The sequence below is a fragment of the Alteraurantiacibacter aquimixticola genome (assembly GCF_004965515.1).
Lineage (GTDB): Bacteria > Pseudomonadota > Alphaproteobacteria > Sphingomonadales > Sphingomonadaceae > Alteraurantiacibacter > Alteraurantiacibacter aquimixticola.
The window spans coordinates 598,704-620,751 of sequence record NZ_SSHH01000002.1; the positions used below are offsets into that span (position 1 = coordinate 598,704).

A 22,048-nucleotide genomic window follows, 5' to 3' on the forward strand; every position below is an offset into this window, starting at 1 on the left:
GCCTGATGCGGCAAAAGCGCCGTTCCCCGCAAGGGGTCGAAGCGCTATTCCCCATCTCATGGACGATCGGGAGGCCATGGAGCGAAGCGCGGGAGCGCGGCTGGCGCTGCTGGAGGAGAGCTTCGCGCACCTTGCCGGCAGGCCGCTGGTCGCGGGCGGCGACGGGTTGTGGAACGCGCCCGGCGCAGTGGTGGCACATGGCACGCAAGACCCGCCGCTGTTCTTCTACGGCAACCGCACCGCCCTCACCCTCTTCCGCATGAGCGCAGAGCAATTCATCGGCCTGCCCAGCTACAAAAGTGCCGAACCCGGCCTGCGCGCGGAGCGCGCCGCGATGCTGGCAAAGCTCGATGCGGAAGACGTGGTTACCGGCTATCACGGCATCCGCATCGCCGCAGACGGCACGCGCTTTCGCATCGAGGACGCGGTGATCTGGAACCTCGTCGACGCAACTGGTAAACGCCACGGCCAAGCTGCGACGTTTGGGAAGTGGGAGATGGTTGGATGATCCTTGCCACTCTAATCGCCAGCGCAATGCAAGGAGCCAGCTCCATGTCAGGTTTTACCTACTTCGATGAGGCCGAGGCGGAACGGCGCGCACGCGCCTGTACACTGTCGGACGTGTCGCTCGCATTCGACGATCTGCTTCAGGAAAACCTTGTTATCATCGCCGATGAGGAAATTTCGGACGAGCAGCTATTCTGCCTCGCGCAGGCATTCGATGCCACACACTATACAGTCCAACTTCCTGAGGCATATCAGGCCGCCTTTGCTGCAAAGGCCACAGAACTCGCTGCCCCTAGATCGCGGGCTACGTGGATTGCCGAATGGGAACGATTGGGCTTTCCCGAACCTCCACACTACGACCCGGACACGATGGAGGACACGGACTTCGCAAGAACCCTCGAAGACTTCTGTGGGTCGCACGCGAAAGGGGCATTTGGTTCGGAGTTTGGACCGAGAATGATCTCGCCGGAATGGCACGCAGCGCTGGACCCGAATTCTCCGGAGCAAAGGCGCGCAGTGAGTTGCGTGATGCTCGGTGCCCATCTGTCCGGTTTCGAAATCGGCATCATCGGCAATGAGAAAGAGCCGGAATGACGGTTACATTCCCGTAGCAAAGAAAAACCCGGCCCCCGCCAAACTTTCCCTTGCTTGCCGCCATCGGCGCAGCCTCCCATCTTTTTCGTCATCGACCCACAGGTTCAGGAGAAAACCGAGATGTCCGACGTCTACACCCCGCCCAAGGTCTGGGCTCCCACCGAAAGCGGCGGCCAGTTTTCGGGCGTCAATCGCCCCACTGCCGGCGCGCGTGAGCAGAAGGAGCTGCCGCAGGGCGAGCATCCCTTCCAGCTCTATTCGCTGGGCACGCCCAACGGGGTGAAGGTGACGATCATGTTCGAGGAGCTGCTGGAAGCCGGCTTCTCCGAAGCGGAATATGACGCGTGGAAGATCAAGATCTTTGAAGGCGACCAGTTCTGGTCCGGCTTCGTCGATCTCAACCCCAATTCGAAGATCCCGGCGCTGCTGGACAAGAGCGGCGACACGCCCTTCCGCGTCTTCGAAAGCGGGGCGATCCTGATGCACCTGGCAGAAAAGTTCGACTACCTGCTGCCGAAGGAAAACCCGGCACGAGCCGAAACGCTCAGCTGGCTGATGTGGCAGATGGGCAGCGCGCCCTTCATCGGCGGCGGTTTCGGCCATTTCTACGTCTATGCGCCCGAACGCTACAAGTACCCCATCGACCGCTACGCGATGGAAACCAAGCGCCTGTTCGACGTGGCGGACCAGCAGTTGGCGAAGACCGAATATCTTGCGGGCAGCGACTACACGATCGCCGATATCGCCGCCTATACCTGGCTCGGCAATCTCTACCACGGCGCCTATAACCGCTGCGACATCTTCCTCTCGCTGGACGAGTACGAGAATGTCGGGCGCTGGGTGAAGGCGATCGACGCGCGCCCCGGCGCTATCCGCGGACGGTTGGTCAACACGCAGGCGATGGACGAGCGCCACTCGGCGGCGGATTTCGACAAGGTCGAGGATCGCAGCCTGTTCGATCCGTTGCGCAAGAAGGCGGATGTGTAACGCTCTTCGTCATTGCGAGCGAAGCGCGGCAATCCAGGGCGGCACTGTGCGGCCCTGGATTGCCGCGTCGCTTCGCTCCTCGCAATGACGGCGAGGTTGCCTAGAACCGATAGCTTGCTTCCACGCCATAGATCCGCGGCCGCGCCTTGAAGACGAAACCGCCGGGTGAGAATTCGGCATTGTATTCCTCGTCGAAGAGGTTGGTCGCAAAGCCGTAGAGCCCCCAGTTCTCGCCTTCCACGCCGATGCGCGCATTCACCAGGTGGATCGGGTCGCGCACGGTCGAATTGGGCACGTCCCACCATGTCCGGCCCGTGCGGCGATAATCGACACGCAGCAGTGCATCGAGATCCTCGGTCAGCGCCGGATTATATTGCGCACCGACATTCAGCGTCGAGCGGCTGATCAGCGGGGCTTCATTGCCAATCACCGAAGGATCGGGGAACTCCTTGATATCGCTGAAGGTCAGGCCCCATGCGGCGTTGATCTGGAAGTCGCTCGACGGGCGCAGCAGCGCTTCCAGCTCGACGCCCTGGATCTCCACCTCGCCCACATTGCCGAGGTTCTGCGTGGAGTTGGCGGCGAGGAAGACGAAGAAATAGCTGTTCTTCGACGTCGTGTGATAGGCCGCCGCATTGAGGCTGAGCATGCGGTCGAGCAGCTGCAGCTTGGTGCCGATCTCGAACGTATCGGCCGTCTCCGCCTCGTAGATATCCTCCACGCCGACAATGCCGTTGTCGAAGGCCACCGCGCCAACGCCGGTCTGGTTGAAGCCGCCCGAGCGGAAGCCGCGCGAGTAGCCGCCATAGAGCGTCACATTGCTGGTGGGCGTGAAGGTCAGCGTGACCTTGGGCTGCCAGTCGTCGAAGCTGATCTCCCGAACTTCACCCGTCGCGCCTTGCGGGAAGCCGGGGATGTTGGGAAGAAATGCGGTCGGCGTCAGCGTGGTCTGTTCGCGCTTGTCATGATCGTAACGCAGCGAAGCATCCACGCGGAAAGCGTCGGAGAACTGGTATCCCACATTGCCGAACAGCGCCCAGGCGAAATTGTCCTGCGAATCCGCCAGGAACGTGCTCTGCGGATTGAGCGGATTGGTGCTCGGTTCGCGGTAGACGGGGAACACGCCCTCGCCCAGATCGACCATATTACCGGTGGAGATGTAGCGGTCCGTCGCGATCAAATAGCCGCCGAACATCCAGAACAGGTCTTGATCGGCCGGGCTTTCGAAACGCACTTCCTGGCTGAAGGCCTCGACGTCCAGATACTGGCTCTGGTTGAGGTCGATCCCGAGGCCCAGGCCGAAGCCGAAGGGCGAATCCGGCGGGCGAAAGAAGAAGCTTTCCTCGATCGGCAGGAAGTCGAAAGCATCGCCGGTGAGGATCTCCTCCAGCGTGTCATAGCTGGTGACCGAGGTGACGGTGAAAGCGTCGGTTTCGACAGTCAGCTTGGCCGAGACATTATAGATGTCGCGATCGTTCTGACCGGCATTGTTCACCCGCACCGGCAAGCTGGTATCGTTCACATCCTCGACGATGTTGAAATAGAGCGCCTGCGTGCGCAGCTGGTCCATCGATGCGCGCAGGTCCAGCTCGACATTGTCGGCAAGGTCGAACAGCAGACGTCCGCGCAGCGAGAGGTTCTCGACCGGGTCGGCCTCCTCGCCGAGGAATTCGTTGTCGATATAGCCATCAGTATCCTGCCACGATCCCGACAGGCGGAAGGCGGCATTGTCGCTGAGCGGGCCGGAGACGCCGCCGCGCATGTAATAGCCGAAGCCATTGTCGATCCCAGCGGTCACGCTGCCTTCCAGCTGGTCGGACGGCTCGCGCGTGGTGACGATGATCGCGCCGCCAATGGCGTTACGGCCATAGAGCGCGCCCTGCGGGCCCTTCATCACCTCGATCTGCTCGATATCGAACAGCTGCTGGTTGAACTGCGCCGGGTTCACCTGCAGCACGCCGTCCACCACGACGGCGACGGACGGTTCGGAATTGCGCGCCTGGGTGATGCCGCGAATGATGACGAAGGCATTGCCCGCGTTCTGCGTCTCGACCAGGTTCACGTTCGGCGTGAGGTTGACGAAATCGGCCGGGCGGATGATCCGCGCATGCTCGATCGCCTGCGCACCGAATGCGGTGATGGCGACGGGCGTGTCCTGCAATTCGTTGGCGCGGCGCAGGCCGGTGACGACGATGGTGTTGCCGTTCGTTTCTTCTTCAGAGTTGTCGGTGCCAGCCTCGTCCTGTGCGAGTGCCGGGGCCGCCATTGCCAGCGATGTCGCCAGCGCCAATGCGGATACGACCGGGCGCGAGACCCTCCTCAAAGTGCTCATCAGTTCCTCCCCAATTTTTTATGTTCTGGGAGGCACATAATGCCTGAAAACGGGCAGAAGCGCCATGCGGCTTTTGGTCACCCCTTCCCATCTGCGCCGGGCGCGTTATATGGGCGCCTCTCCCGCGCAAGCGCCGGGTGATGCTGGGGCGTCGCCAAGTGGTAAGGCAGCGGCTTTTGGTGCCGCCATTCGCAGGTTCGAATCCTGCCGCCCCAGCCAACATCTCCCGACCACTTAACTAATTGAAAATAAATCAAAATCCCTGCGATTCAAAATCAGTGGCTATCTGTGCTGGTATTAGCTCTTGGCCCCTGAGCTGCATAGAGATGCAGCTGATCTGAGACGTTCGCAATACGATAGGATTGGGCGATCCACAGTCTAAACGTAGCAGCAAGTAGACTTGGGAGAGTACGACGGTAGTCCTCAGCGACCTATGCCTGCGGCAATGGCAGCAACGCGCCCTAATTTCGGTCATTCACGCCGTGCGAGCGGAATCCCAAAACCGGACGTCGCCCAGGCGAACTGATTCCCAACCCAAAACAGGAAGCGGGGGCCGCAGCCCCCGCCTTATTTGGTGCAGTCAAGCTGCTTGTTCACAACCGGACCTGCGATTTCTGAAGGCATAAGAGTAGACGCAAAAGTGAGGAGGTGCAATTGTCTTTCCCCGCGATCAGGTTTGGAGGGGGGAGTTGGATGAGGACACGCCTGGGTCTCGACATCGGCACCAACTCGATCGGGTGGTGCCTGTACGATGGCGACACTATTCGAAACATAGGTGTGCGTATTTTCCCCGATGGTCGCGATCCCAAGTCCGGGGCCAGTCTGGCGGTCGACAGGCGCGATGCGCGGGCGATGCGGCGGCGGCGAGATCGCTATCTCGGGCGGCGTTCAGCGCTGGTCGAGGTGCTGGTAGAACACGGCCTGCTGCCCCAAGACAAGCAGGAGGCACAGGCTCTCCATGGCGAAGATCCCTATGCGTTGCGCGCGCGTGCGCTCGACGAAAAGCTCACTCCCCAACAGATCGGACGTGCGCTGTTCCACCTCAACCAGCGGCGCGGCTTCAAGTCCAACCGCAAGGCCGATCGTGTCGCGAAAGTCAATGACGATGGCAAGATCGCCAGCGGGACAAAGGCGCTCGATCAGGCGATGGCGGATGCCGGTGCCCGCACATTGGGCGAGTTTCTGCTTTTGCGCGACCCGGACAAGGGCGAGGCCAAACGCGTGCGGATGCGGCCCGATGCCAATGGCTATGATTTCTACCCCGACCGCCGACATTATGAGAACGAATTCGAGGCGATCTGGGCCAAGCAGGCGGAGTATCACCCTGATTTCCTGACAATTGAAGCCAAGGCCGCGATCCACCGCGTGATCTTCTTTCAACGTCCGTTGAAGGCGCAAGTTGTTGGCAAATGCAGCTTCGCCGGATGGTATGGCATTCCCGGTGATGAAAAGCGTCTGCCAAAGGCGCATCCACTTTTCCAGCAGCGCCGCCTCTTTGAAGAAGTGAACCAGCTTGAGGTCGTCTCCGCGGGGGCGCCAGCGCGCAAGCTGACCCTGGATGAACGCCACAAACTGATCCTGAAACTGCAGGACAAGAAGAAGGTTACATTCAAGACGCTGGGTCGCCTGATCAAGCTGAAGGAAGGCGAACGCTTCAACAAGGAGAGCGAAAACCGCAAGGACCTGATCGGTGACGAAGTGCGCGCCGAGATGATGCACGCGGACCGTTTCGGCCCGGACTGGACGACGTTCTCCACTGGGAAGCAGTGGGCGATCATCGAGCGGCTGCTGGAGGAGGAAGATACCGAGAAGCTGCTCGCTTGGCTGCAATCGGAGCATGGGCTGTACCGCGAAACGGCAGAAGCTATCGCCAATGCCCATCTGCCTGACGGGCATGGCCGCTTTGGCCTGACTGCCACCACGGCTTTGCTCGAACAACTCAAGGCCCATGTCGTTACCTATGCTCAAGCGGCGGAGCGCGCGGGCTATCACCACAGTGACCATCGCACCGGAGAATGCCACGCAGCGCTGCCCTATTATGGCGAGATTCTCGCCCGCGAGATCGCTCCGGGCAAGGACGACTATTCCGACGAGCTCGAACGCCAGTGGGGCAAGATCACAAATCCCACCGTCCATATCGGCCTCAACCAACTGCGCAGGCTGGTGAATGCAATCCTCCGCCAATACGGGCGGCCGGATTATATTTATGTTGAACTGGCGCGTGAGCTGAAGCTCAACGAAAAGCAGAAAGCCGAGCATAACCGGCGTATCAGGCAGACCACCGATGAGGCAGCGGCCCGCAGCAAGAAGCTTGCGGAAATCGGCGAGCGCGATTCAGGCGGCAACCGCATGCTGCTGCGCATCTGGGAGCAGCTCAATCCCGCCAATCCGCTCGACCGCCGCTGCCCTTATTGCGGCGAGATGATTTCCATCGAGATGCTTATGAACGGATCGGCCGATATCGATCATATCATCCCCTATTCGCGCTGCCTTGATGACAGCGTGGGCAACAAGGTCGTCAGCCACACCCATTGCAACCGACAGAAGGGTAACAAGACTCCGTGGGAACGATGGGGTGAAACCGACCGCTGGCCCGTTATCCAGGATCAGGTTGCACGGCTGCACAAGTCCAAGCAGTGGCGTTTCGGCCCCGATGCGATGGAGCGGGTTGAGCGCGGTGGGGGCTTCGTCGCCCGGCAGCTGACCGACACGCAATATCTGTCGCGCATCGCAGGCAAATATCTCTCCAGCCTCTACACGCCGGACGAGGGACGCCGGGTCTATGCCGTGACCGGGCGGATGACCGCCATGCTCCGCCGCCTGTGGGGGCTGAACGATATCCTGCTCGATCACAACTGGGTGGAGAACGAGCATTCCAACGCGCCCAAGAACCGTCTCGATCATCGCCATCATGCGATCGACGCGGCGGTTGTAGGGGCGACCGATGCCGCGATGATCCAGAAGATCGCTACTGCCGCGGGGCGTGCCGAAGACCAGGATCTGGATCGTCAGTTCCTCGACTTGCCACACCCGTGGGAGGGCTTTCGCGAGGACCTACGTGACAAGCTCTATACTACCACCGTCAGTTTCAAGCCTGATCACGGCCGCAAGGGCAGGCCAAAGAAGGACCGCGATATCACCTCGGGCCGCTTGCACAACGATACCGCCTATGGCCTGACCGGACGGACCAATGCCAAAGGCGTGCCGATCGTCGTCACCCGCAAGCCACTGCTGAGCCTGAAGCCCGGTGATCTGACCGATCCGGACAGGATGCCCGATCGCGATCTACAGGAGGCGCTGTATACCGCAACACGCGGAACAAGCGGCAAGGAGTTCGAGAAGTCGTTGCGCGACTTTGCCACCCGCGACGGACCTTACAACGGCATCCGCCGCGTTCGTCTGACCGAACCACTCAACGTCATCCTGATCCGTGACAAAGAAGGCCGCGCCTACAAGGCGGTGAAGGGCGATGCCAATGCCCGGTTCGACGTTTGGCGCCTGCCCGATGGCAAGTGGGTGACCAAGTGGAAGGATCTCGAGGGCCAGGAACATTCCAGCATCATCTCGATGTTTGACGCCCACCAGTGTGATTTCGTTGAAGCCCGGCCGCATCCGGCGGCGAAAAAGGTGCTCAGCCTGCGGCAGAATGATTTGATTGCGGTGGAGCACGATGGCGGGGAGCGGGAGATCATGCGGGTGGTGAAGTTTGCCGCCAGAGGTGAAATTACATTTGCGAAGCACAATGAAACGGGAGCTTTGAAGTCACGTCATGAAGCAGGCGATGATCCATTTCGTTACTTCACCTCGTCTCCCTCTGGTTTGAAAGCATCGAAGGCCCGGCAAGTGCGGATAGACGAGCTTGGCCGTATTCACGATCCCGGCCCGCGTGACTGACAGACATCCCGGTTAACGGCCTGGCCAAGGCCCGCCTTACCTCATTGCTTTCCGCCGACCTGGATCTGCAAGGCTCAACGACACCGACCAGCACTGCCATCCAGCGCTTGGCCCAGTCGCTGGCGACCAGTTTCGAACAGGGGCGTGTCGAGCTGGCCCTGTTCCAGCCTCCAGATCCGCTCGCTTGGAATGCCATTGCCCAGCACATCCCCGCTGCCGAAATGCAGTGAAGCTCCGTGGCGACGCTCATCTTAGCGGGTATCGGCTGATGTGGATTCTGGTGATGTTCGACTTACCTGTCGGGACGAAGGAGGAATGCCGGGCTGCGACAAAGTTTCGCGAGTATCTTCTCGGCGAAGGCTTCGAAATGAGCCAGTTTTCGATCTATGCCCGGTTCTGTTCCGGCAAGGAACAATACGAAGCTTATGTGAGGCGGATCGAACGCAACCTGCCAGACAAGGGCGACGTCCACATTCTGGGTTTCACGGATCGGCAATATGAAAACATCATACGATTCAACGGCCAGTCACGCCGCCGTCAGCGCAAAAATCCCGGTCAGCTTGCCTTGTTCTGAAGGTTTCGGAAACCCGTTTTACTGTCCTCGATGCCTCACAAATACATTCGTATTCAATGCCTTGAGAGAACATCGAGGATAGCAGGTCAGAAATCGCGGTCCAGCTGCAACTTCCGCACATAATACAGAACACCGTCCGCAAGGATAGCAGTTCAGAAATCGCGGTCCAGCTGCAACGCGATCAGGAAGGACACCAGCATGTCGCGCAGGATAGCAGTTCAGAAATCGCGGTCCAGCTGCAACTCAAGGCATCCATTCAAGAGGAGGAATAAGAGGATAGCACTTCAGAAATCGCGGTCCAGCTGCAACTGTCAGATGGAGATAGAAGAATGAGCCTTGAGGATAGCAGTTCAGAAATCGCGGTCCGGCTGCAACTACACCGTCATCTGACACTTAACAGAAAAAGGATAGCAGTTCAGAAATCGCGGTCCAGCTGCAACCATCCACAGGTGCAGGTGATGCGGTAAGGGAGGATAGCAGTTCAGAAATCGCGGTCCAGCTGCAACTACAGCAGACAATGATCTAGTGGAGGCGCGAGGATAGCAGTTCAGAAATCGCGGTCCAGCTGCAACTTGCCAACACAAGGTCAGGATCAACATCATCAGGATAGCAGTTCAGAAATCGCGGTCCAGCTGCAACCCAATGAACTAGAGGAAGTAAGAGGGGCGCAGGATAGCAGTTCAGAAATCGCGGTCCAGTTTCGGAATGTCCGATGTGTACTGTCGGCTCAAGCAAAGCTGCCTTTCTCCTTCCGGCCCACGAGCTGTCCGACTAATTGGGCATGAGCGCCAGTCAGCAATGTGCCTTCTCAATTTCCACTGGTCACCTGATTCGCCGACGGACCCAAAAGCTGCCATTTGCTTATCCAGGAATGCTAAAACCATACAGCCTGGCCAAATCGAGAAGGTGAAGACCTGACTATGAGCGTTCGCGCCCTTCACGCGCTTCCTAAGCTAACGCCGAGCTGCCGATGACCGATCTATCGCGCATCGGTGCCGTGCTGATTCACCCGCGCGGCGACCATATGGGTAACTTGCTCTGGCCGGGGGTACTCCCTGCTGATCAAGCGGCAGCGTTGGCGGCGTCAATCGCTGCGGTAAGGGCGCAAGGCTATTGGGCCAGCCCCTTTCCTGAAGGTGATGGCGTCACCTTCAAGCGATATGGCGAGAGCAGCCATGATGCTGCGGCTTGCCTCGCCGACTTCGAGGCGGCTTTCGCTTTTTTGGAGATTGAGGAACTCGATGCGGCCGAAGGCAGAGCCAGCGCTCTCGCTCGCCTCGCTGCGGGGCGCACGATCATGTGTACCTACCTCGTGCCGGTCGAGGCGCTGCGGCTCGAGCGCCCGTTCTTGCTCGGCGATACACGCTTCCACGCGCCCGTCGACGGGGAGGAAGTTCGGCTCGCCAATCATGCCTGGCAGTCGCTGTGCGACGTGCCGGGCGCCGACGTGGACCCAAGCTGGGTACCGAGCGCACGGGCGTCAGGGACGACCGAGTTGCTCGGCTATCCGCTAATCGAGCGCAGCGTCGAAGTGCCGCTATCGGTGTTCTACGAAGCCCAGGCGTCGTTCGACCGCCAATCCCCGCTGTTGCGGTTGGTGATGGAGGACGCCGATCATGCGCTCGATCCGATCCGCTACGATCTTTGTCACTATCGGCGGCTCGAATATCTTCCGGCGAAGCCCGGCTGGATCGGTGAGACGGCGATTGCCTATGTCATGCCCGAGGGTCGCGTGGTGAAGCCCCGGCTGCTGCAGGGTAAACCTTATGTGCTGCGTGTTTCGAACAATTGGCTGGGACTGGAAGTGGACCCGAGCGGCTTTTCCTGGGCCGAGCCACTCGCCAGCATGGTCGTCGACGACAAGAGCGGCGACGAAGTTGCGTTGGCGCTCAAGGCGGCGCTTCGCGCGTTCAACCGGGCCTTCTATCTGGTCGAGCTGGAGGCATCGTTTCTGCATCTGGTTTATGCGATCGACGCCTTGTGCGAGCCGGACAAGCTACGCGGCGATCGACACCGATTGTGGATCAGCGCGTTCGGAGCCAGCGGCGATCCCGGCCGCTTTGCGACGCTGCTGGGAGATTTCGACCGGCGCTATGGCGTGCGCAATCGCATCGTCCATGAGGGCGCGACCTTCGCGGGGCTAGGGCTCAAGGGCGAAGAACAGTGCCAGTTCATGCTGGGGCTGCTTGGTGCCTGCATCCAGATTTTCGTGCGCGAAGGTTTCACAACCCGGCGCGAGGCGGCGGACTATGCCTTCGATTTCCTGACGTCGTCGCCCGTCACGACGCATGTGACGGCGATGGCGTCGGAGCATTTCAAGCTGCCCCTCGCGACCGACAAGGGTTTTCGGGAGCATATGCAGCCGTAAGGAGGATCGCAGAGCCTGCGACTATTTGGTCCAGGCGCGGCCCATGTTAGCTCGACGCATGGCTGGGAGAATCACATCGAGCGATACTGTCAGTGCGCTGGGTCGGTTTACCGGACCGAACCTGACCGCCACGCTTTCGCGTCTCGAGGCGGCGGTGCAAGGCGTGACGGCGACCGACTGCCAGATGTTCCTTGATGGGGCGCAGGCCGGTCGGGAGGCTTTGAGCGCTGCCGGCGAACTGAAACGACAGGCCGCCCAGATCAATGTGACGATCCATGCGCTCGGCATCCTGTGGTGCCTTCCGCATCTACTCGAGCCTGGCGAGCGCGTCGAATATGTGTCGCTGGGCGCCGGCAACACCGGCCGCGCTTTCGATCTCGAGGCCAATCTGCGCGTCGCCGAGTTCAAGTTCATCAATTGGCGCGGGGGCTCGGAGGCGATCCGGCAGAATGGCGTATTCAAGGATTATCTGCTGCTGGCGCTGAGCCCGCCCATAAAGCGCAAATATCTCTATCTGCTCGGTACGGATCACGCGGTTAAATTCCTGCAGGGCGGCCGCGTGCTCAGCAGCATACTCAGCCACAACGACAAGCTGCAGCGCACCTTCACGGAGCGATTTGGCGACAGCTATCGCACGGTCGATGCTCATTATGCAGACCATGCCGACGCGGTTCGGATCGAGGACGTGTCGTCTTGGCTGTCGGATCTCGCCGAGCATCTTATCCCTGGTACAGGGCCATGAGCATGGGGATCCTTCGATGCAATATGCGCTAGTCGACGGCCTGCGCTGTGAGGCCGTTCCAGGCGATCGCGGACTTTGCCCGACGTGTGGCGCAGCGATGATCGCCAAATGCGGTCCGCGGCGCCTTCACCATTGGGCGCATGCCGGACGGCGCAATTGCGACCCATGGTGGGAGAATGAGACCGAGTGGCATCGGGGGTGGAAGAACCTCTTCCCAGCCGAGTGTCGGGAGATTTCGCATTTGGCCGCCGACGGTGAGATCCACCGAGCCGATATCAAGACACCGACCGGCATCGTCATCGAAGTCCAGCATTCCGCGATGACCGACGCCGAACGGCAGGCCCGCGAAGCCTTTTACGGCAATCTCGTTTGGGTGATCGACGGGCGCGGCTTTCGGGACAATTTCGACATCTATCATCTGCTTCCAGACCCGCAGGCAGACGTTGCGCAAGACTTGGTGTGGGTAAAAGCAAGCCGGCCGATGCAAGGCACAGCGCGCGGAATCTTTTTCCGGCTCTCGGAGTGCCGAGCGGAATTTCCTGAGGAGGTCGTTACCAAGGCGACGCTACGCGGCGGCTTCTATCATTTCATCCATGAGATCGAGGCCGAGGTCCGTCAATCCTACCGAGGTCATCATCAATATGACTGGGTGCGGCCTCGGCGAACCTGGCTGGACGCAGCCTGCCCAGTCTATATCGATTTCGGCGACGATCGCTTGGTGCGGCTCGACACATACGATGAGTCCGGCCTGCGCTGCATTCGGCTGGTCGCCAAGCGCAAATTTGTGCACGACGTGATGGTTGAGACCGATGCGCGCGCGATCGCCACGCGCTTCTACCCAATTGGCGGAGATACCGAGGCGTTTCGATGAGCTCGTACAAGGATCAGCTACCCCGCGTCTTCCAGGCGAACCTGGCGCGCCTGTACGACCGGGTGATCCTCCCGGTCATGGATAGCATGCCGTACCATGGTGACTTGGAGACCGGCGAGGCTGCGAGCCTCGACCAGTTTCTCGACCGCGCGAAAGCCCAGGTCGACAACTATACCGGCAATGAGGTAGCCAAGGCGTTCGTGCTGACGCTGGCGGGCGTGTTCGAGCGCCAGCTGAGCATCTGGGCGCGGTCCATCCAGGACGCGGGCATGGCCCACATGACTAAGCTCCGGGGATATGAGCCGTTGCTCGGCAGCTGCGCGAAGGTTGCCGGTATCGACCTCGCCTGCGATGGTCTCGGAGACGAGCTGACACAAATGTTTGTCGTCGCCAATGTCGTGCGGCACGGCGAGGGGCAATCGTGCGACCGACTTCGAGCGTTGGCGCCCCAACTCTGGGACGATGCCTCGACGAATTATTTTGACCTCCTGCCGGGCACGCCCGTTGCTAGTGAGCATCTGCGTATTCGAAAGAGAGACGTCATCCGCTACATCAGAGCTACGACCCGTTTCTGGGGCCTCGCCGACCCTCTTCCCATGGCGGTAACCGATCCGCCATATTGGAATGAATGATCGCGTCAGCGGGCAGCCGGTTCGTGATTGTGAAAGTGAAGTCGCGGGGGAAACAAAAGATGGCCGAGCGGACGCTGCCGAAGCGCCTCTACAAATATCGAAGTTTCAGCAATCTGACGCTTGGGATGCTCGTCGAGGACACCGTCTATTTTGCCGATCCGTCGACGTTCAATGATCCGCTCGACACCAAGCCAGCGCTGGATACCGACATCAGTGCCGAAGCGCTCGAAGCGATCCTTTCGCAGATGATCGAGGCACGAACCCAGGCAGAGATGTCCGCTGCGGCGAAGACGATCCGTTATCGAGGCCCCAAGACGCTCGATCACATCGCCCGTCAGAGCCGCAGGGCAGCAGAGCGCCTTCTGGCGGACATTCGCTACAACGCGACCAATCCCGATTACAAGATGGACGATCCTGAGCGCTTCCTCTTCGGGCAGTATGTCCAGGAGGAACTGCTTCGGCGGTACGACAAGGGCGTGTTTTCCTTGGCGGAGCGCGCCAACTGCCCATTGATGTGGAGCCATTATGGCGACCAACATCGTGGGCTGTGCCTAGGCTATTCCGTTCCCGATGCGGCGACCGGCGATATTCAGAAAATTCGATATGGCGGCGGCCGGCTCGTCCAGGCCAGTGACGTAGCGGCTATGCTGACAGGCGATGTGGAGGCCCGGCACCGTGTCGATGAGGCGGTTCTGCTTAAGAAGGCCAAACCCTGGGCGTATGAGCGGGAATGGCGCCTGATCGGTCCGCGCGGCGAGCAGAATTCGCCCCTCGAACTCGAGGAGGTGGTGTTTGGCATGCGTTGCCCGTCGGCCGTCATCTATGGGGTGGTCCAGGCGTTGGCCAAGCGCGATCTACCGGTCCGTTTCTTCGAGATCCGCGAGCAGTGGGGTCGTTTCCTGCTGGTCAAGCGTACCGTCGATACAGATGAGCTGCACGCAAGTCTGCCCCGTCGCAATCGATCGTTTGACCATATGTTCGACGATCTGACCGATATTAAGCCGCCTAGTGCACAAGCGGGAGATCGTGCAGCGCATTGAGCTTCGAGGCGTCGCCATTCTTGCGCCACCACAAGAGCCACGGCACAGTTCGTTATGCCCAAGACTGACGAGAGACTCCAGCCGACCCCGTCTATCGCGGAGGCTGGCCTTGGATGAACGCCTGCCCTGCTTTGAGCCGCGTTTGCGCTTGCCCTTAGTGCATGAGTTTGGTCATTGAAACCTGCGGTCGACAAGTGGCGTGGGGGAGTGGACAATGCCAACCGCCAACGTCTGCTTCCCTGCTTGGTGGCACTGCAAGCCGCCAGACCGGTCACGGCCCAGCTTCTTCCTATGCTCAAGGACCAAAATTGGGGGTGGAAGCAGACATTGGCTATTCAGCGAGTGGATCGCGGTTTGATGCCCAGGCCGTCCAGAATGCGCCGCCAAAAGATGGTAATGCCGCTTGCACCTCTCTCGCGAGTAGTAGCATCTACACAGGCTAGATCGCTCTCAGCTGGGGCGCTATCGTCACCTGTACTGCGTGGAAATCTATTGGAGTCACATTCTTGGAATGCATAACGCGGGTGTTGAAGCTCTGGGCGGTCCTTCAGTGTACCGCTGATCCCGTCTGGAAATAGACGAGAGAACACGAACCTGCGCATGTTTGGATTTGCAAAGAACGGAAAGCCTGCGCCTCCATTAGCACGCCCAAATTCGCGGCGGGATGCATCGTCTGGCACGGCCTGCCCATTTGAGCGAGCGTAAGGCAGTCCAAAGCGCTGCCACTGATGGTTGCCGTCGATTGACCGGAGCATGTCCGATAAGATCGTATATCTTTCCTGTGTTTCGCTGGGCAACTCCAACTCATTCGGATTGGCACCGAGCCGCCAAGCCAAACGGCGCAACTCCGAAGGGGATAGAAGTGCCAACGCACTTAACGTCCTGCCATGCCGAATTGCGGGGAAGCGGGAGGGATCAAGCACACCAGCTTCTACAAATGCGTCTGCCTGCACATTCGCAGCCATGTCGGAAAAGGTAAGAAGGTCTTTCCCACCTGAGTCACCAACTTCTGCAAAAATTCGATTCAGAGTTGATCGGTCTACGTTCTGTTCAACGAAAAGAAGTTCAAGGAAGTCTTCCGTCGTTCCATCAGGTGAACCCAACTTGATTAGTTCAACCGTTGCATCATCGACGACTGATTCCAGTTCCTCGCGAATAAGGATTCGAAGTCCGAGATACTCGTCGTAAATCGAACGAAACGGCTCAGGAAGTGCGTCAATTACGATCTGATCGATCTCTGACCGAACTTCGTTGTAGAAAGTTTCAGCTTCGCAGATTTTGGCCGACACCTGTAAGGGCTGCGGCGTGTAAGCGCTGCCGTGGCACTTCAGCCAATCACGATATCGACCAAGAGTGCCCCCTTCGCCACTGACAATCCCAATGCTGGATTGTAGCGCAACTTCAATGTAGGCGTCGCCGGAATCTTCGAGCGTGTTCCGCCAATTGTTGGCAAAACCGGAAATGATATTCGAGCCATCGACCAGCTCTTGGATCTTTTCCCTTAGGCGGTCTTTATCAAGAAAATCCTCTCGAAGGCTGGCTAGCTCCGTTTGGATGTTCTCGACAAGCTCTCGCGCATCTTCGGTTAGCGCGAGCTCCGCCTCATATCTTAAACGAACGGGTTCAAATGCCAGCTGGGCAGCGCTTCGCGTTGCAGACAGACCAGCAGCCTGTGCTTCACCCAGAATTTTCCCTTCCAAAGCATTGGCTCGTTTTGCTTGTTCAGCCGCAATGTTTGTAGTCTCGGTTTGAATTCTCCGTTTGAGGTTCGTCAGGCTGTTCTCCACTCGCGAGATCTCATTGTTTAATCGACGCCAAGCACCATTAACGCCTTCGCATCCGCGGTAGCAGCTGTTCCTACACCTCCGACGTTCTCGACTAAATGGAATGCCGTTGCAGCTCAGGCGACATGCACCGTGACAGATTTCGTTGGTTACTCGCCTGGGAACATCCCGAATACGCCGTTTCAGGTCATTCAATCGAGACTCAAGGTTTGCCTGCTCCCGTGTGAAGCTGTTCAAGGCGCTCTGCGCTGCGTCAATGGCACGATCGGCGGCCTCAATTCTTGCGTTACTAGTAACAACAAGAAGGTCGTTCTCTTCGACTGCGTCAATTGCATCGTCGAGAGCCTTTTTCGCGGAATCATAGGCTTGCTTTTCGACTCTTAGGCGCGCCTCTCGAATATCCAATGCAGCCTCGGCAGCACTCAAAGAGGTCTCACCAGTTGCAATCTTTGCCTGGACGTCGATAAGCTCAACGGCGAGATCAGCGATGCCTCTTGCAGCTAAGCCTTCAACTTTCTCAAGTTGGCGTTCAAGTTCGACCACTCCAAACCAAACTTCCGACATTGCAGAAATGTGCAAAGCGATGCCCGATCGGCGGGCTTCACGCCCGGCATCTCTCGAATGCACCAATTTATCGCGCAAGAACGAGGTCGGAACGGTCATGAGCTCTGGGTCTGGAACTCCGCTCGGAAGGATGGAATCAATGTATTTTTCAAGAGCGAAGTGGCGTCTTTCGACCGCGCGCTCATCTGCTAGCTCAAAGGTGTCGCCCGCATACGCATTCACGTAAGTATGGGCAAACGCATCGCTGGCTGCGTGCATCAAATACCCAGCTGCAAACGCTAACTCTTCCTCAGAGTTCGCGTTCGCGAGCAGATACTGCAACCAATCGTGAGTCTGCCAGCCGCCTTCGATCCCCGGATGGGTGGTAACTTGGCCAGTTATGAGGTCAGGGTAGGCGTCGGGGCCTAAGTTGCCCGCGAGAAACGCCCCCGGATTGTTCTTGATTGCGTTGCAAAGCGGCTCATCAATCCTTGTATCAACTCCTGCCAATCTCACTTCACAGTCGTCGCTAATGTCCACAAGGAGAGACTGGCCGATCCAGAGATGGGTCTTCAAGCCAAATGCCGATGCAGGCACGGCCATCAAGCAACAGACGGCGACACAAATGGATACGACTACTGATTGCCTCATTACCCTGTCCCCCAACAGTGTAAAGTACGACCGCCCGGAAGACTGAGATCTTCTTGGCAAGTTCAAGTTATTGTACGGGGTCATTTATATTCGTCAATGCGACTCTAATAGAAAGTGACAAATTCTGGGTCGGGAGCAGAACGTCGGCTTTCGATTGTCTGCCGTCGAGAACCAGACAGTCCGTAAACGGCCCAAGAGTAGCCGATTTGTCGTTGGTTGACTGCCAACTGTGCACGGCGTATTTTCCCGGCGAAAATCATCATGGCTCAGATAAACTACTACGACCCGGCCTTGCGCCGAGCTGAGAAGGAGCGTCAGCGCGAGTCTGATGAGGAGGGCCTGCGTTCGGGAAGGGTCTCGCCGGAAGAGCTGAACAGGCGCAATGGTTTTTTCGCGTCCTTAGAGATCATTGAGTCGCAGGTCATTTGCCAAGAAGAATTCTTCTGAACGAATGACTGATTGCCGTGATGATCGGGTTTCACGGTTCAGTTAGGCTCACCTGCTAACATCCGGGCGATGGGAGTTCCGCCATGGTGTTACGCTGCATTCTCACTTTGCTATGCTTCTGGCTCGCTTCGCCAGCCGCCGCGAACGAGCAGATCCTGCGAGGCCCTGCCACAGCCATTGACGGCGACACGCTTGCCATGGGTGATCTCCGGGTTCGCCTGGCCGACATTGACGCTCCTGAGACCGCTCAAACCTGTAACCGCGACGGCGAGGATTGGGCATGCGGTGCAGAGGCCGGCGAAGTGCTTGCTGAGCTCGTCGCCGACAGAACGGTGATATGCCGGACGCGGGCGATCGATGTATACGGTCGTTATGTGGCGGTATGCCATGCGGGCTCGACAAATCTCGGCATGACGATGGTGCAGGCAGGGCTGGCCATCGCTCTGGAGGGCTCGCCCCAAGAGTTGGCGGATGCTCAGGCCCGGCTGCGCGCACTTCGGTACGGAATATGGGCGTCGGAATTCCAGGTCCCGGCAGACTGGCGCGCAGCTCACCCTAGGGCGAGGCCTCAAAGCGAGATAGCCAACAATCGAGAGCCGCGCTCCGAAAGGGACACTAATCAACCGACGCAGGAGCGAGAATATCGCAACGAGTTCGGCTGTGCGATCAAAGGTAATCGCAGCCGTCGCGGGGAATGGATCTACCACCTTCCCGGCAGGCCCTATTACGAAGAGACACGGCCTGAAGAGCTGTTCTGTACAGAATCCGAGGCACAACGAGCCGGCTATCGAAGGTCGAGAGCCTAGCTCCCTCGTTGAATGGGCTCCGCCACGGTTCGTTCTAACTCGTTAGCGGGTTCCGGCACTCTCCTCCCGCTCCGGAAATAGCGGCAGTGTCTTCGAGCACACCTCGTGACCGCGCGCCTCGCGCGTGATCTCGTACCGACCTAGCGCCGCAAACACACGCTGGGTTATCGTGTCGATGGCGACCTTGCGCTCAAGCTTCTGCCCCTTAAACACTCCACGGATCGCGTAATTAGGGGCGAGTTTCACGGCGATCTGGATTGCGGCAACGATCTCGTCGTCTTCGGGTCGAATCATCATTGCCCATAGAGAACAAAGTTAGAACATCGAGGCAAGCGGAATGTGCAATCTCTATCGGATGTCGAAGAGCGCAGACGAGTTGGCCGCACTGTTTGCGGATGTCCCTGCAATGGTGGGCAACGTGTCCGGCGAGGTATATCCGGGGCAACCTGGCCTCGTGTTCGATGGCGAGAGCGTGCGATCCATGGTTTGGGGCTTTCCGCTGGTCCTTCGCGGCAAGTCAGGTCAGCAACTCAAACCCAAGCCCGTTAACAATGCGCGCACCGACAAGCTCGACAGCGGCTTCTGGCGCGCGAGTTTTCGCGACAGGCGCTGCCTGATCCCAATTGAGGCATTCGCAGAGGCCGAGGGGCCAAAGGGCAGCAAGACCCGCACGTGGTTCTCAATGCCAGGAGATGGCGTGCTGACTTGCGCCGGATTGTGGCGGGATAGTGCCGAGTGGGGGCCAGTTTATTCCATGATCATGGCGGATGCGAACGAAGCCATCACGCCCTTCCACGACCGGATGCCGGTCATCGTCTCAGGGGCCGACAGGGAGACATATATGGGAAGTACGGCGGAGGAGGCGTTTGGACTGTGTCGCCCATACGATGGCGAACTCGCCATCGATCGGACCGAGGAGCCGTGGGTGCGGCGGTGAGACGCATCTCGGACGGTTTTCCCGGCTGGTGTAGGCCGAGCGCGGCAACCAATGGTTCGGAATCTTGCCCACGTACAAATCTTGAATCCTGATCCCATCAATCCCTCGCTTGAAAGTCAGGAGCGCTCTTGGTCTTTGACCTCTCGCGCGATCTGCTCGAGAATGTATGCCCTCCGCTTTTCGTGAGACCAGCCTTCCCGCTCGAACATTTCAAACATGGCGACCTCATCGTCTGTCAGCGGGTTGCCTGCGATGGCCTGGCGCCCCACGCCAGGAAAATCGCGACCGTTCAGTTTCTTTGGCATGTTCGCTTCCCAACTGCTCAAGAGCGCTCCTGCAAAACTCTACCAGATGGTGCTGTCGGAGAAAGCTTTATCACGCCATCCAGAGCCGCTCAGAACGAGGTTGGAGCGCGCTTCGTCCAGCAACGAAGCGCGCTCCGACTTGAGGCCTCAGAACAAGCTCAAGCCGCCATCTGAGGCACAAGGCCGCGAAGCTTGGAGCGGGCCACAATCCCCTTCACCCAAAGCCGAAGGGTCCGATCCACAAACGAACTCTGGGGAGCTGCTTCGCTCGCCGCGGCGATCAGAGCCTCCAATGCCTGAGCCATGTTCACCTCGATTTCCGCCCGGCTCTGCAAATGCCGTAAGAGGATAATTGCGGTCGTCAGCACGTCCGCCCTGCACTGCTCCTCAACCAAGTCCCATTTGCCCTGGCAAACCAGCTCTCCGATATCCTTCGATGGCGAAGGCTTCGCCGGGATCGACGTCGCGGCGGCATATTCCGGAAGATGGACATTGGCGGCGCGCCCGGCGACCTCGTTGCAGAGATCGATGCGTGACCGCGCGAAGGGATGCAGGTCTCTGAGGCTGGTCGGCAGGACGAGCCCGAACTCGGCAGCGGTACGGCGCAGGACCGGGATGTCCTTGCACTCCCCTCCCCATGTCACCACCGCGGCATCGGGCAGCGCATCAAGCTGCGCGAACACGGCCTCAACGATCTCGGTCTCGTGGTGGTCGTCGGCAGTCAGGGTGACCGACTTTCCGAACTCGACTTCGGCCTTGCCTGCCTGAAACGTGATCGGCAGCCAGGATGCGGCCCGTACGCGGTGGAATGCCCAGCGGATGCTGTCCTCGGCACCCCTCCCTTCTGCCACGTAGTACGCATCGTAGCGGGACCTGTCGTACTCGTACTCCAGGTCGAGGACGAGAAAGCGCTTCGCCTTCTGCTCGGAACCGGCATTGCGTTCGCAGAACAGGCGGGCCTGGGCTTCGAGCGATGTCTCGAAGGCCATGGATTGATCGGTCATGTGTATTCTCCAAAAATGAAAAGGCCCGCCGGGATGGGCGGACCTTGATGGGCCAGTGATAGTTGGATCAGCGATGCCGCTCGCAGGCGGTCAGCTGTTTCGTGACAAAGGGCGGCAGGCCCTGATGGACGAACCAGGCTCTCTCGGCAGCGAGATCGCCGGGATCGAGCTCGGTGGACCAGACACGGCCTCTGGCGTTCCAGCGGTAGCCACGGGCCTTCAGCCGGTCTTTCTTCGCAAACGGCGCTCCTACGGCCTCAACGAGTTCGGTCGGCCGGGAGCTTGCCTCGATCAGGCGTGCGAGATGCGAGCGTTGCTCCCCGCTTCCCGGAACCGGCCTTTCCTGCCGCAGCAGGTGCATCAGTGACCAGACATCGTCGCCGGCGCGGTGCGCATTCGCAAACCAGCCATGTTGGGCGAGTAGATGCTGCTGGGCGCGACCATCGAAGCCAAGGCCCAGCCAGTCGATCTCGGAGGCCGAACAAGCCCAGGCCTTGGACGAGAGCGACGGATATCGGCGATCGATCCATTTCCTGTCGAAGCTGGCATTGTGGGCGATCAGCAGGTCGGCACGTTCGAGCAGCGCGCAAGCCAGGTTGTCGTCGATCGACTTGCCCTGCAGATCGTGGTCCACAAGCCCGGTGAGCTGGCGGATCTTCAGATCGAGCGGTTCGTGCGGATCCTCCAGCCAGGAGATAGGCTTGTAGTGGGCGATGACCTCTCCATCCCCATCAACCCAGGCGGGCAGAATGGCGAGTTCGATTAGCTTGTGCTCATCGACATCGAGGCCAGTCGTTTCGACATCGACCAGAGCGATGCACCGGCCTTCCGGTGGCGGTCCGGGCGGCATCGCGAATTGCGCCGCCGGAACCGCGCGGAGGACGCGGTATCGAGGTTCACGTTCCAACTGCCGCGCGAGCTTCTCGCTCGCGGCAACACTGCTTCCAGTTTTCATTCGGTTTCTCCTTGTTCAGGAAACCGGCGAGGTCGGAGCCGAGCGCAAAGCTCTTTTCCTCCCTCTTCACCGATT

Annotated in this window: 20 protein-coding genes, 1 tRNA gene and 1 CRISPR repeat array; of the genes, 15 read left to right on the plus strand and 6 right to left on the minus strand. The window is 59.3% G+C overall.

Annotation, left to right across the window (positions count from 1 at the left end; all coding sequences use genetic code 11):
- The first annotated feature begins 58 nt into the window (after positions 1-58).
- The 3 genes from E5222_RS09410 to yghU all read left to right on the plus strand — a co-directional run bounded on the left by E5222_RS09410 (position 59) and on the right by yghU (position 2,088).
- Positions 59-508 carry an MEKHLA domain-containing protein gene (locus E5222_RS09410; RefSeq protein WP_136693500.1) on the plus strand — a complete coding sequence of 150 codons (450 nt, stop codon included), beginning with the start codon at positions 59-61 and terminating at the stop codon, positions 506-508.
- Positions 509-552: 44 nt separating this feature from the next.
- Complete coding sequence (locus E5222_RS09415; protein ID WP_136693501.1) at positions 553-1,101, plus strand: hypothetical protein; 549 nt, start codon at positions 553-555, stop codon at positions 1,099-1,101.
- Positions 1,102-1,221: 120 nt separating this feature from the next.
- Complete coding sequence (gene yghU, locus E5222_RS09420; protein ID WP_136693502.1) at positions 1,222-2,088, plus strand: glutathione-dependent disulfide-bond oxidoreductase; 867 nt, start codon at positions 1,222-1,224, stop codon at positions 2,086-2,088.
- Positions 2,089-2,188: 100 nt separating this feature from the next.
- Here yghU and E5222_RS09425 read toward each other — a convergent pair whose 3' ends face one another.
- Positions 2,189-4,420 (minus strand): TonB-dependent receptor, encoded by a 2,232-nt coding sequence (locus tag E5222_RS09425; protein WP_136693503.1) that lies wholly within the window; start codon positions 4,418-4,420, stop codon positions 2,189-2,191.
- A 144-nt stretch (positions 4,421-4,564) separates the two neighbouring features.
- Between E5222_RS09425 and E5222_RS09430 the strand changes: the two genes are divergently transcribed.
- The 9 genes from E5222_RS09430 (at position 4,565) to E5222_RS09470 (ending at position 14,541) form a co-directional block, all read left to right on the plus strand.
- Positions 4,565-4,639 (plus strand) — tRNA-Gln (locus tag E5222_RS09430).
- Between the two features lie 435 nt (positions 4,640-5,074).
- Positions 5,075-8,314 carry a type II CRISPR RNA-guided endonuclease Cas9 gene (gene cas9 / locus E5222_RS09435; protein WP_246021647.1) on the plus strand — a complete coding sequence of 1,080 codons (3,240 nt, stop codon included), beginning with the start codon at positions 5,075-5,077 and terminating at the stop codon, positions 8,312-8,314.
- 44 nt (positions 8,315-8,358) lie between these two features.
- Positions 8,359-8,544, plus strand: a complete 186-nt coding sequence (locus E5222_RS09440; protein WP_136693504.1) for a hypothetical protein — start codon at positions 8,359-8,361, stop codon at positions 8,542-8,544.
- Positions 8,541-8,888, plus strand: a complete 348-nt coding sequence (cas2, locus tag E5222_RS09445) for a CRISPR-associated endonuclease Cas2 (protein ID WP_246021649.1) — start codon at positions 8,541-8,543, stop codon at positions 8,886-8,888. The genes E5222_RS09440 and cas2 overlap by 4 nt, the downstream gene beginning before the upstream one ends.
- 75 nt (positions 8,889-8,963) lie before the next feature.
- A CRISPR array of direct repeats spans positions 8,964-9,593; the repeat unit is 36 nt; unit sequence AGGATAGCAGTTCAGAAATCGCGGTCCAGCTGCAAC.
- A gap of 265 nt (positions 9,594-9,858) precedes the next feature.
- Positions 9,859-11,256 (plus strand): hypothetical protein, encoded by a 1,398-nt coding sequence (locus E5222_RS09450; RefSeq protein WP_136693505.1) that lies wholly within the window; start codon positions 9,859-9,861, stop codon positions 11,254-11,256.
- 58 nt (positions 11,257-11,314) lie between these two features.
- Positions 11,315-11,998 (plus strand): hypothetical protein, encoded by a 684-nt coding sequence (locus tag E5222_RS09455; protein WP_136693506.1) that lies wholly within the window; start codon positions 11,315-11,317, stop codon positions 11,996-11,998.
- A 241-nt stretch (positions 11,999-12,239) separates the two neighbouring features.
- A complete protein-coding gene (locus tag E5222_RS09460) occupies positions 12,240-12,869 on the plus strand; it encodes a competence protein CoiA family protein (protein ID WP_246021651.1) in 630 nt (209 codons plus the stop codon).
- Positions 12,866-13,501 carry a hypothetical protein gene (locus E5222_RS09465; protein ID WP_136693508.1) on the plus strand — a complete coding sequence of 212 codons (636 nt, stop codon included), beginning with the start codon at positions 12,866-12,868 and terminating at the stop codon, positions 13,499-13,501. Before E5222_RS09460 ends, E5222_RS09465 begins: the two co-directional genes overlap by 4 nt.
- The gene (locus E5222_RS09470) at positions 13,498-14,541 is read left to right on the plus strand and encodes a DUF2971 domain-containing protein (protein ID WP_246021653.1); all 1,044 of its coding nucleotides are present in this window, start codon (positions 13,498-13,500) and stop codon (positions 14,539-14,541) included. The genes E5222_RS09465 and E5222_RS09470 overlap by 4 nt, the downstream gene beginning before the upstream one ends.
- Before the next feature lie 335 nt (positions 14,542-14,876).
- Here E5222_RS09470 and E5222_RS09475 read toward each other — a convergent pair whose 3' ends face one another.
- On the minus strand, positions 14,877-17,471 hold the full coding sequence (locus E5222_RS09475; protein ID WP_169053540.1) for a zinc dependent phospholipase C family protein: 2,595 nt from the start codon (positions 17,469-17,471) through the stop codon (positions 14,877-14,879).
- Between the two features lie 309 nt (positions 17,472-17,780).
- Here E5222_RS09475 and E5222_RS09480 point away from each other — a divergent pair, with 309 nt between their 5' ends.
- Positions 17,781-17,966: a hypothetical protein gene (locus tag E5222_RS09480; RefSeq protein ID WP_136693510.1), complete on the plus strand. Its 186-nt coding sequence runs from the start codon at positions 17,781-17,783 to the stop codon at positions 17,964-17,966.
- Between the two features lie 197 nt (positions 17,967-18,163).
- The gene (locus tag E5222_RS16920) at positions 18,164-18,772 is read left to right on the plus strand and encodes a thermonuclease family protein (RefSeq protein WP_425456253.1); all 609 of its coding nucleotides are present in this window, start codon (positions 18,164-18,166) and stop codon (positions 18,770-18,772) included.
- A gap of 42 nt (positions 18,773-18,814) precedes the next feature.
- Here the strand turns inward: E5222_RS16920 and E5222_RS09490 are convergent, their stop codons facing one another.
- Positions 18,815-19,069: a hypothetical protein gene (locus E5222_RS09490; protein WP_136693512.1), complete on the minus strand. Its 255-nt coding sequence runs from the start codon at positions 19,067-19,069 to the stop codon at positions 18,815-18,817.
- A gap of 40 nt (positions 19,070-19,109) precedes the next feature.
- On the opposite strand from E5222_RS09490, the gene E5222_RS09495 reads away from it, so the two are divergent.
- Positions 19,110-19,709: an SOS response-associated peptidase gene (locus tag E5222_RS09495; protein ID WP_136693513.1), complete on the plus strand. Its 600-nt coding sequence runs from the start codon at positions 19,110-19,112 to the stop codon at positions 19,707-19,709.
- Between the two features lie 116 nt (positions 19,710-19,825).
- Here E5222_RS09495 and E5222_RS09500 read toward each other — a convergent pair whose 3' ends face one another.
- The 3 genes from E5222_RS09500 to E5222_RS09510 form a co-directional block, all read right to left on the minus strand.
- Positions 19,826-20,035 (minus strand): hypothetical protein, encoded by a 210-nt coding sequence (locus tag E5222_RS09500; protein ID WP_136693514.1) that lies wholly within the window; start codon positions 20,033-20,035, stop codon positions 19,826-19,828.
- A gap of 137 nt (positions 20,036-20,172) precedes the next feature.
- On the minus strand, positions 20,173-21,018 hold the full coding sequence (locus E5222_RS09505) for a 3'-5' exonuclease family protein (RefSeq protein WP_136693515.1): 846 nt from the start codon (positions 21,016-21,018) through the stop codon (positions 20,173-20,175).
- 67 nt (positions 21,019-21,085) lie between these two features.
- Positions 21,086-21,973: a 3'-5' exonuclease gene (locus E5222_RS09510; protein ID WP_136693516.1), complete on the minus strand. Its 888-nt coding sequence runs from the start codon at positions 21,971-21,973 to the stop codon at positions 21,086-21,088.
- Positions 21,974-22,048: the final 75 nt, after the last annotated feature.

What these genes read in the sequence shown, in the direction of transcription:
- E5222_RS09410 (WP_136693500.1), top strand. Translation starts at nt 59, where the DNA reads ATGGACGATCGGGAGGCCATGGAGCGAAGCGCGGGAGCGCGGCTGGCG.
- E5222_RS09415 (WP_136693501.1), top strand. Translation starts at nt 553, where the DNA reads ATGTCAGGTTTTACCTACTTCGATGAGGCCGAGGCGGAACGGCGCGCA.
- yghU (WP_136693502.1), top strand. Translation starts at nt 1,222, where the DNA reads ATGTCCGACGTCTACACCCCGCCCAAGGTCTGGGCTCCCACCGAAAGC.
- E5222_RS09425 (WP_136693503.1), bottom strand. Translation starts at nt 4,420, where the DNA reads ATGAGCACTTTGAGGAGGGTCTCGCGCCCGGTCGTATCCGCATTGGCG.
- E5222_RS09450 (WP_136693505.1), top strand. Translation starts at nt 9,859, where the DNA reads ATGACCGATCTATCGCGCATCGGTGCCGTGCTGATTCACCCGCGCGGC.
- E5222_RS09455 (WP_136693506.1), top strand. Translation starts at nt 11,315, where the DNA reads ATGGCTGGGAGAATCACATCGAGCGATACTGTCAGTGCGCTGGGTCGG.
- E5222_RS09465 (WP_136693508.1), top strand. Translation starts at nt 12,866, where the DNA reads ATGAGCTCGTACAAGGATCAGCTACCCCGCGTCTTCCAGGCGAACCTG.
- E5222_RS09470 (WP_246021653.1), top strand. Translation starts at nt 13,498, where the DNA reads ATGATCGCGTCAGCGGGCAGCCGGTTCGTGATTGTGAAAGTGAAGTCG.
- E5222_RS09475 (WP_169053540.1), bottom strand. Translation starts at nt 17,471, where the DNA reads ATGGCCGTGCCTGCATCGGCATTTGGCTTGAAGACCCATCTCTGGATC.
- E5222_RS09480 (WP_136693510.1), top strand. Translation starts at nt 17,781, where the DNA reads ATGGCTCAGATAAACTACTACGACCCGGCCTTGCGCCGAGCTGAGAAG.
- E5222_RS16920 (WP_425456253.1), top strand. Translation starts at nt 18,164, where the DNA reads ATGGGTGATCTCCGGGTTCGCCTGGCCGACATTGACGCTCCTGAGACC.
- E5222_RS09490 (WP_136693512.1), bottom strand. Translation starts at nt 19,069, where the DNA reads ATGATGATTCGACCCGAAGACGACGAGATCGTTGCCGCAATCCAGATC.
- E5222_RS09495 (WP_136693513.1), top strand. Translation starts at nt 19,110, where the DNA reads ATGTGCAATCTCTATCGGATGTCGAAGAGCGCAGACGAGTTGGCCGCA.
- E5222_RS09505 (WP_136693515.1), bottom strand. Translation starts at nt 21,018, where the DNA reads ATGACCGATCAATCCATGGCCTTCGAGACATCGCTCGAAGCCCAGGCC.
- E5222_RS09510 (WP_136693516.1), bottom strand. Translation starts at nt 21,973, where the DNA reads ATGAAAACTGGAAGCAGTGTTGCCGCGAGCGAGAAGCTCGCGCGGCAG.